At 65.7% G+C, this 1142-nt stretch carries 1 protein-coding gene; it reads left to right on the top strand.

The genetic code is table 11. The features are described from left to right. Window positions 1-11 precede the first annotated feature (11 nt). On the top strand, window positions 12-1142 hold the full coding sequence (locus tag ACFQXB_RS20295) for an S-(hydroxymethyl)glutathione dehydrogenase/class III alcohol dehydrogenase (protein ID WP_377407013.1): 1131 nt from the start codon (window positions 12-14) through the stop codon (window positions 1140-1142).

Raw genomic sequence — 1142 nt, forward strand, 5'->3', positions numbered from 1 at the left:
AGGAGACAGCGATGCGGACGAGAGCTGCGGTGGCCGTTGAGGCCGGGAAGCCGCTTGAGATCATGGAGGTCAACCTCGAGGGGCCGAAGGCTGGCGAGGTGATGGTGGAGATCAAGGCCACCGGCATCTGCCATACGGATGAGTTCACCCTGTCGGGGGCCGATCCCGAGGGGCTGTTCCCGGCGATCCTGGGGCACGAGGGCGCGGGGGTGGTTGTGGAATGCGGCCCCGGCGTCACCAGCGTGAAGCCCGGCGATCACGTGATCCCGCTCTACACGCCCGAATGCCGGCAGTGCCCCTCGTGCCTGAGCCAGAAGACCAACCTCTGCACCTCGATCCGCGGCACGCAGGGCCAGGGGCTGATGCCCGACGGCACCTCGCGCTTCTCGATGCTCGATGGCACGCCGATCCTGCATTACATGGGCTGCTCGACCTTCTCGAACTACACGGTGCTGCCGGAAATCGCGCTGGCCAAGGTGCGCCCCGACGCGCCCTTCGACAAGATCTGCTACATCGGCTGCGGCGTGACCACCGGCATCGGCGCGGTGATCAACACCGCCAAGGTCGAGATCGGCGCCAAGGCGGTGGTCTTTGGCCTGGGCGGCATCGGGCTGAACGTGATCCAGGGCCTGCGGCTGGCGGGCGCCGACATGATCATCGGCGTGGATCTGAACAACGACAAGAAGGAATGGGGCGAGCGCTTCGGCATGACCCATTTCGTCAACCCGAAGGAAATCGACGGCGATATCGTGGCGCATCTGGTCAACATGACCAAGACGCCCTTCGACCAGATCGGCGGCGCCGACTACACCTTCGATTGCACCGGCAACGTCACCGTGATGCGCCAGGCGCTGGAGGCCTGCCACCGCGGCTGGGGCCAGTCGATCGTGATCGGCGTGGCCCCCGCCGGCGCCGAGATCGCCACCCGCCCCTTCCAGCTGGTCACCGGCCGCGTCTGGAAAGGCTCGGCCTTCGGCGGCGCGCGTGGCCGCACCGACGTGCCGCAGATCGTCGACTGGTACATGCAGGGAAAGATCGAGATCGACCCGATGATCACCCACACCATGCCGCTTGACGACATCAACAAGGGCTTCGACCTGATGAAACAGGGCCAGAGCATCCGCTCGGTCGTCATATACTGA

This window comes from Halodurantibacterium daqingense (assembly GCF_042666235.1).
Lineage (GTDB): Bacteria > Pseudomonadota > Alphaproteobacteria > Rhodobacterales > Rhodobacteraceae > Halodurantibacterium > Halodurantibacterium daqingensis.

Coding starts and splice junctions, on each gene's coding strand:
- ACFQXB_RS20295 (WP_377407013.1), top strand. CDS start 12: ATGCGGACGAGAGCTGCGGTGGCCGTTGAGGCCGGGAAGCCGCTTGAG.